This window comes from Flavobacterium croceum DSM 17960 (assembly GCF_002917885.1).
GTDB classification, from domain to species: Bacteria; Bacteroidota; Bacteroidia; order Flavobacteriales; family Flavobacteriaceae; genus Flavobacterium; species Flavobacterium croceum.
Genome location: NZ_PQNY01000034.1, coordinates 1 through 7,362 on the forward strand (window position 1 = coordinate 1; position 7,362 = coordinate 7,362).

The following is a 7,362-nucleotide window of genomic DNA, read 5'->3' on the forward strand; positions in this document are numbered from 1 at the left end:
AATAGATCCAATGGCTGAAAAAGGGCGTAGATGGTCTCCTTATTGTTTTGCTATGAACAGTCCATTAATTTTTGTTGACCCAGATGGAATGTGGCCATATCCAGTTTATATACGTTCATTTATTTCTACATCTACTGTTGCAGGTGGTACATTTAGAGGTGATGGAAGAGGAGCTTCAACAAATACAAATAATGTTACATCTAGAGTAACGCAAAGTTATGTAGTTGATCCAACTAAAGGAACGGTAACAAATAAATCAACAACTAGTGATGCTACTGTTGCATATTCATACCCAACAGGAAATCCAAATATGCCTTTAGGTCCAGCAGTTGATAAAGCTAAGCCAACGCAAAGTTTTGAAACAACTAACACAAAAAACTCGGCAGGAGACAATATAACAACTGTTACTTCAAATTATACAGCGAAAGACCCTATTACACCATCAATTGTAACGCCTGAAATAGATATGCATTCTACAATATCTATCTCTGAAAGTTCTAAGACAGGAACTGTTAGTGTATCAGCATCAATAGTTGGAGATAGTTATCCAAGTACAGAAGCATTTATTCAAGATGCATCAGGTAAAGTAGGTGTGTTTATAGGAATAAGTATGGAACAAGGTGGTTTACTTGATTTATATGGAGATAATAGAAATCAATTGATAGATGTTAACTTCCAAATAACCACTGATGGGAAAGGTAATTTTACAGGTGTAAAACAAGGTGATACTACATATACTATCGAAGATTGGAATAAACAATTTACAAAAGGCAATTAGATGAAAAAGGCATTAATAACGTTTGGAATTATAATTATAATAATCATAAGCTATTTGTTTTGGTATTATACAAGCAGTTCAGACGATGAAATACATCTTTTACCTAAAAACTTTAAAGGTATAGTAATAATACGTTTTAACGTTAATAACGGTAAAGATGAACTTTATGAGAATGGCAAACGAGTATACGAAATACCACAGAATGGAATATTAGATACTAAATTTGGCTTTGACGAAGGATGGAGTTCTCCACCAGAAATTTATTATTTAGATGGAGATAAAAGAATTTCTTTAGGCAAAAATAAGGTGTTCTCAATGAGAAGTGGTGTTGCAATAAGCGATATAACCAATAAAGAGATTAGTTTTTCGACATATCTTGTTTGTGAAGAAAAAGAACAAGATAGTTTATTTAATATTAGAGAAAGATTAAATGTTGCTGACGCTAAATAGTGCATAATAATACTTTCTAAAACTAAAAAGCCACTTCAAATTGAAGTGGCTTTTTTATTGAAATCATTATCCGTTTAAATTTTTTTGTAGGTCAGTTTTAAGAATATAAGCACTTATAAGGCTTTTAATAACGCTAATATCTTTATCTTCTAATGATTGAACTTTGTTAAACATTGTTAGCAGTTCGGTATCTTTAATTTTGTTTTTGGCTTGTTGGTCAGAACTTCCATAAATCAACGCATCAGTTGAAACGCTCAAAGCTTCAGCAATCTTTTTAATAACTTCCAAAGTAGGTTGGGTTAAATCTCTCTCATATCTTGAAATATGGGTAGAGTGCATCCCGATAAGGTCGGCAAGTTCACTTTGTGAAATATTTTTTTCACTTCTTAATTCTTTTAAATGTTCTCCAAAAGAAGCCATATAAAACAGTATAAATATTGGTAAATAAGTCAAATTGTATAGCAAAAATAGGTAAAATAAAAGCATATAGTATAATATTTTTATAATTACATAGCATATAAATTTTGTTGATTAAATCATATTGTATAAGTTTGTAGTCAATTATGCTTACTATAAAACTTATTAACAATGGCAACCAATCAATTAAACACCCAAAACCCAAACCAATTAGAATATCAAAACCAAATGCTCAGAATAGCAGTATTAGGCGGTATAAGGTTAGATGGATTAGACAGAATGCGTGTAACAGTTAAAATACAGGGTACGGAAGCAGACAGCTTGGCGGTGCGTCATAATTTAGATCTCTACAATGATACACAAGTTGAAAAACTAATCAGAAAGACAGCTACCAAACTCGAAATCGGTACAAGTGTAATTGAAGCCAGTATTAACGAACTAATAGAAACATTAGAGAAATACCGTTTAGAACAATTAGAACAAACCGACCAAAAACCACAAACCAAACAACTTACAGAAAAAGAAAAAACCGAAGCATTACAACTATTACAGTCTGAAAATCTATTAACCATAACCAATGAACTAATAGGACAAAGCGGAATTATAGGCGAAGAAATCAACCGACTAATAATGTATTTAATCTTTAGCAGTAGAAAAAGAGAACAGCCGTTACATATTATTAGCTTAGGATTATCAGGAACAGGAAAAACACACCTACAGGAAAACATCGGAAATCTAATCCCAGACGAGGAAAAAATAGAAATCACCACTTTATCAGAAAACGCATTTTATTACTTCGGTCAACAGGAACTCAAACACAAACTTATATTAATAGAAGATTTAGACGGTGCTGAAGGTGCATTGTACCCCATTAGAGAACTACAATCCAAAAAGAAAATCAGTAAAACAATAGCTTTTAAAAATACCAAAGGCGAAACCAAAACCACTAACATAACCGTTGAAGGTCCAGTATGCGTGGCAGGTTGCACCACCAAAGAAAGTATTTACGAGGATAACGCCAACCGTAGCTTTTTAATCTACCTAGACGAAAGCCAAGAGCAAGACGATAGAATTATGAACTACCAAAAATTAGTAAGTGCCAATAAAATCAATATAGAACAACAAATCAAAGCCAAAACACTATTACAAAACTCGCAATATTTACTAAAATCAATCAAAGTAATTAATCCGTATGCTGAAATGGTAGAACTGCCAAAAGAAGTATTAAAACCAAGAAGAACAAACGCACATTATCTGCAATTTATAGAACTTATAACCTATTACCACCAACACCAAAGAGAAATTAAACACGACCAGGAAACAGGCGAAGAGTATATAGAAACTACCATAGAAGATATTAAAAATGCCAATGCACTAATCAAAGAAATTATCATACGAAAATCCGACTTACTTACAGGACATAGCCGAAACCAATTAGAGAAATTTAAAAGAACCTTAAAAAATCAAAGTGAAATATTTACTAATCAAACCTTACGCAAAAATCTGAAAATAGCCAAGACCACAGCACAACGCTACTTAAACAACTGGCTTGATACATCAGTAGTAAAAAAGTTGCACGATAAGGAAACCCAAACCTACAGCTATCAAATAATCAACAGTAAAGAATATCAAAACCTAGAGCAAGAAATAGAAACGGTATTAAATAAAGTAATTGTATCCATCGAGAACCGAACCACCGAACTACTACCGAACCACCAAGAAACAAAACCACCTAAAGCCAAAGCTACAAAGCAAAAAGCACAGGCGAACCACTAAACCACAAAAACAGATAAGAGGACTAAAAATAAAATCCAATAAGTATGAAAAAGTTACTACTACAACAGGCAAGCTATAATTATCTGGAAAATGCTTTTAAAGAATGGTTAGATATCTTGGGTTTTGTACAAGCAACGGTTTACAATCTGCCAACGGCTGTGAGAGAGTTTTTGTATTACTTGGAGCAAAATAACATCCATCAAATTAATCAAATCCATCACGAGCATATAAAAAACTATTACAATTATCTAATCAGCAGAAGCAACCAAAAGCAAGGCGGAGCATTAAGCACCAATTACATTAATAGTCATTTTTGGGCGTTAGAAAAGTTCTTTGAGTTCCTGCACCACAAAGGCACACAAAACCTGCCAGAAGTCAATCTAAAAAGGCTAAAAATACAAACCTTAGAAAGAGAAGTTTTAACACAAGAGGAAATAAAAGAATTATATACCATAGTAGAAAATCAAGAAATCCAAACCCAAAAACAAGAAGCACTAAACTACCAAGACAAAGTATTATTAACGATTTATTACGGTTGCGGACTACGAAGAACAGAAGGAATAAACGTAAACGTTGATGATATTAATTTTGATACAAGAGTACTACACGTTAAGAAAGGCAAGAACAGTAAACAGCGATTAATACCCTTTAATAAAACAGCCTCTAAAATATTACAAGATTGGGTTTTTGAATACAGAACCATACTAATACAGGATAAAACAGAAAGCAAATTATTTATCAATCGTTTTGGAAAACCATTAACAGGCGGAACATTAGGCAACAGATTACAACGAATAATAAACCAAAGCGATAACATACAACTCAAAGAAAAAAACATCACACTTCACAGTTTACGCCATAGTATAGCAACTCACTTATTAGCCAACGGAATGGACATCCAAAAAGTACAACGGTTTTTAGGTCATAGCTCACTTGAAACTACTCAAATTTACACACACTTAATCGAAGAAAAACAAGACTAATTACTAATCACTATTTACTAATCACTTGAAAAATGGACTTCAAAGCATATTTAAAACAACAAGAATTAAGCAAGACTACAGCCGAAATGTACCATTATCAAACTATGAATTTTATTAGCTTTTTAGATAAAGATAATACAGAAGTTGAGAACTGTACAGAAAAGGAAATAATGTTATACTTGGCTCATTTACAAAAACAAGGCATCGCATCAGAAACAAGAAAATTAAGGCTATCGGCACTAAAACACTTCTTCAACTTCCAAATAGAAAACAACCAAAGAAAAGACAATCCAGCCAATAGAATAAAACTACAAGGCGGACAAAAACAGAAACTCTATCCAATACTAACACCACAAGAACTACAAAGCATTTACGAAAATTACCTAGTCCCAAAAGAAGATGATCCAAGAAGTCACCACAATTGGTTTAACGCTTATAGATTGAGCAAAGAAAGAAACAAGGTTATTATAGGTTTATTATTTAATCAAGGCATCACAACGGCAGAAGTAAGCAGAATTACAACCGATAGTTTAGACTTACGAAATGGAAAAATAGACATCACAGGCGGAAGAACAGGAAAAGACCGAACACTGGAACTGAAATCAAGCCAAATAATGGATTTAATGGAATATCAATATAAAACTAGAAACGAACTACTGAAATACCACAAAGAACCAACTAAACAATTATTTTTAAGTACTCCAGCATCAGGGCAAACACAGGTAAACGATGTAAACGCTTTTAATATCTTTAAACGGCTAACCGATGAACTAAAAGAACAAAACCCAAAGTTTATCAACTTCCTGCAAGTTCGGGCATCAGTTATAACGTATTGGCTAAAGAATTACAATCTAAGACAAGTACAATACTTTGCAGGACACAAACGAATTATATCGACAGAAATGTATTTAATCAACGATATAGACGACTTGCAAAAAGAAATCGACAACTTCCACCCAATAGGATAATAATAAAAAAATAGGAACGCTTCGCTGACGAGTTTGCACCCACCCAGTCCAACGCTTCCCAACGCTCCAGTGGTTCTCCCACACCATCGGCACTTGTTTTTCCCCACAGTAAGCCAATAAAAAAAGGTTTTTTGTTTTCCCAAGCCCATCGCACACAAAAAAACCTTTTTTTATCCGCTTACTTCCCACGCACAAAAAACAAGAGCCGAAACCCAACGCTCAACCACTCCCAAAGCTATGTTACATAATAAGCCATTATAGTTCAAGCCCTTTGGGTTCGCTTCGCCTTGAAACTATAAGCTCATTATGTAAAATAGCCGCTCTCCAACGCACCCACCCACTGCCGACGCTACTGCCGACGCACTACGATTGGTTAATTATTTTAGTAATGACTTTGTACAAAAAAAGCTTCACAAAAAAGCCAGCTACAGTGGTTGCCGTCTTTCTTTGCTCGTTTTTTTGCACAAATCATCACTAAAAGGAAGTAGATTGTGTGTTCAATCGCCACAAGGCTATGCTCATTTTTTTGGAAGATTGCCAAGGAAAATCCGATTATAAAACAACGTTTGATTAATGGCAATCTTCCAAAAAAATCGAGCCAAAAGTTAAAGCCAATCAGCCGACTACAGGAAAACTCCGAAGATGGTTTTGTACTTGCTTTTGGATAATGGATAAATAAAAACGATTTTGTTTTGAAAGTCAGACCAAGATAATACAACCATTAGCCGAGGATGTCCCGTAGATGTCCCGAGGATAAGCCCACCATAAGCCCACTAAAGCCGACTTTATCAGGGGGATAAAAAAAGGATAAATTAACCACATCAAACAGTTAATTTATCCTTGAAATAATGATTTTAAAGACTTGTAAGCATAAAAAAAGCCTTCCGAACTCGGAAAGCTTTAACTTTATAGAAAGTCTTTTAAAACTTAAAAAACTTCTACTACACGCATTGCATTACCTTGAGCCAGTAAATAATCAACAGTATCTACTTTTTGGTAAAACTCGATACCTAAACACGCAATCACACTAACGCCAGCATCAGGAACCAATCCGCCAGGAGCGGTAGCCGTTAGGGTTATAGTTGTGCCGGTGTTATTGATAGGTTGAATAGCACTATAGGAAGTAATCCCCAAACTGTTTTGCTCTGGTGCATCAGGCTCATAGCTTAGTGTACTCTCGTCAAAACTATAATCCGACAACCAACCCACAGCAGCCGCAATACGGAAACCTGTAGCACCTGCGGGAGCATTGATAAAGTTTATCGGAATGAATGACGGAATAGTAAAGGTAATCTCCACACGGTCAGTATCTGAAGTAACCGTATAAGGAGCATTGAAAACCGAAGTAAAACTAATCTTATCGTTAAGTTCCAAACCTTTAGCCTGTGTTTTGTTAGCACTCAGTGCAATAGGACGTTGTCCTCTTACGCCTGAAGCTCGTGCATTAATCGACTTGAATAGTCTGGTTAGAGAAGCGGTTAAAGTGCTACCGCCCATAGTCTGAATAACACTGCTTAGAGCAGTTCTAAATGCCTTACCTACTTTAGCAGCTCCGCCAAACTCGGCATTGTTCTCTCTGGTTCTCACGAAGTTCGAACCTGTTGCAATACGTTCCTTGGTCGGACCTCCTGCGGTTCTGGCCAAATACTCACCGTTAGAAGTATAAAAACTCATACCTCCAATGTTACCAACTAACTTGATAACGCCTTTTTGCTTACTCATGATCTAAATATTTAATGGTTACTAAAAAATGAGTAAAGCTATCTTACATAGTATTGGTTTTAAGTTGATTACTACAAATAACGTGCCAACCAAAAAACAATACCCAAATCAAGGGTAACTAAAAAACAACCGTATAAAGCTAAAAAGTATTAGAAAAATTACTACTTTTACCTCACGTTCTTACAAGGAAAAAAGCAGTTTTTGTAGATTTTGGGAGATAGGAAAAAGAGAAAAGCGGTCAAAAAAACGGTTAAAGGCATACAATTAT

The 7,362-nt window shown here is 34.7% G+C and carries 7 protein-coding genes; 5 read left to right on the plus strand and 2 right to left on the minus strand.

The window, feature by feature from the left end; genetic code table 11:
* Positions 1-778: RHS repeat-associated core domain-containing protein (locus tag Q361_RS13800; protein ID WP_169929317.1), on the plus strand; the 778-nt coding region annotated here is incomplete at its 5' end.
* Positions 779-1,228 (plus strand): DUF6843 domain-containing protein, encoded by a 450-nt coding sequence (locus Q361_RS12780; RefSeq protein ID WP_103727126.1) that lies wholly within the window; start codon positions 779-781, stop codon positions 1,226-1,228.
* A gap of 66 nt (positions 1,229-1,294) precedes the next feature.
* On the opposite strand, the gene Q361_RS12785 is transcribed toward Q361_RS12780, so the two are convergent.
* A complete protein-coding gene (locus tag Q361_RS12785) occupies positions 1,295-1,648 on the minus strand; it encodes a helix-turn-helix domain-containing protein (RefSeq protein WP_169929318.1) in 354 nt (117 codons plus the stop codon).
* Between the two features lie 168 nt (positions 1,649-1,816).
* On the opposite strand from Q361_RS12785, the gene Q361_RS12790 reads away from it, so the two are divergent.
* Genes Q361_RS12790 through Q361_RS12800 form a run of 3 tightly spaced genes read left to right on the plus strand, consistent with a single transcriptional unit; the run spans position 1,817 to position 5,372 of the window.
* The gene (locus Q361_RS12790) at positions 1,817-3,421 is read left to right on the plus strand and encodes a hypothetical protein (RefSeq protein WP_211290386.1); all 1,605 of its coding nucleotides are present in this window, start codon (positions 1,817-1,819) and stop codon (positions 3,419-3,421) included.
* 44 nt (positions 3,422-3,465) lie between these two features.
* Entirely contained in the window at positions 3,466-4,404 is a 939-nt protein-coding gene (locus Q361_RS12795; RefSeq protein ID WP_103727128.1) for a tyrosine-type recombinase/integrase, read from the plus strand.
* 32 nt (positions 4,405-4,436) lie between these two features.
* The gene (locus Q361_RS12800) at positions 4,437-5,372 is read left to right on the plus strand and encodes a tyrosine-type recombinase/integrase (protein WP_103727129.1); all 936 of its coding nucleotides are present in this window, start codon (positions 4,437-4,439) and stop codon (positions 5,370-5,372) included.
* A gap of 927 nt (positions 5,373-6,299) precedes the next feature.
* On the opposite strand, the gene Q361_RS12805 is transcribed toward Q361_RS12800, so the two are convergent.
* Positions 6,300-7,094 (minus strand): hypothetical protein, encoded by a 795-nt coding sequence (locus tag Q361_RS12805; protein ID WP_103727130.1) that lies wholly within the window; start codon positions 7,092-7,094, stop codon positions 6,300-6,302.
* Positions 7,095-7,362: the final 268 nt, after the last annotated feature.

What these genes read in the sequence shown, in the direction of transcription:
- Q361_RS12780 (WP_103727126.1), top strand. Translation starts at nt 779, where the DNA reads ATGAAAAAGGCATTAATAACGTTTGGAATTATAATTATAATAATCATA.
- Q361_RS12785 (WP_169929318.1), bottom strand. Translation starts at nt 1,648, where the DNA reads ATGGCTTCTTTTGGAGAACATTTAAAAGAATTAAGAAGTGAAAAAAAT.
- Q361_RS12790 (WP_211290386.1), top strand. Translation starts at nt 1,817, where the DNA reads ATGGCAACCAATCAATTAAACACCCAAAACCCAAACCAATTAGAATAT.
- Q361_RS12795 (WP_103727128.1), top strand. Translation starts at nt 3,466, where the DNA reads ATGAAAAAGTTACTACTACAACAGGCAAGCTATAATTATCTGGAAAAT.
- Q361_RS12800 (WP_103727129.1), top strand. Translation starts at nt 4,437, where the DNA reads ATGGACTTCAAAGCATATTTAAAACAACAAGAATTAAGCAAGACTACA.
- Q361_RS12805 (WP_103727130.1), bottom strand. Translation starts at nt 7,094, where the DNA reads ATGAGTAAGCAAAAAGGCGTTATCAAGTTAGTTGGTAACATTGGAGGT.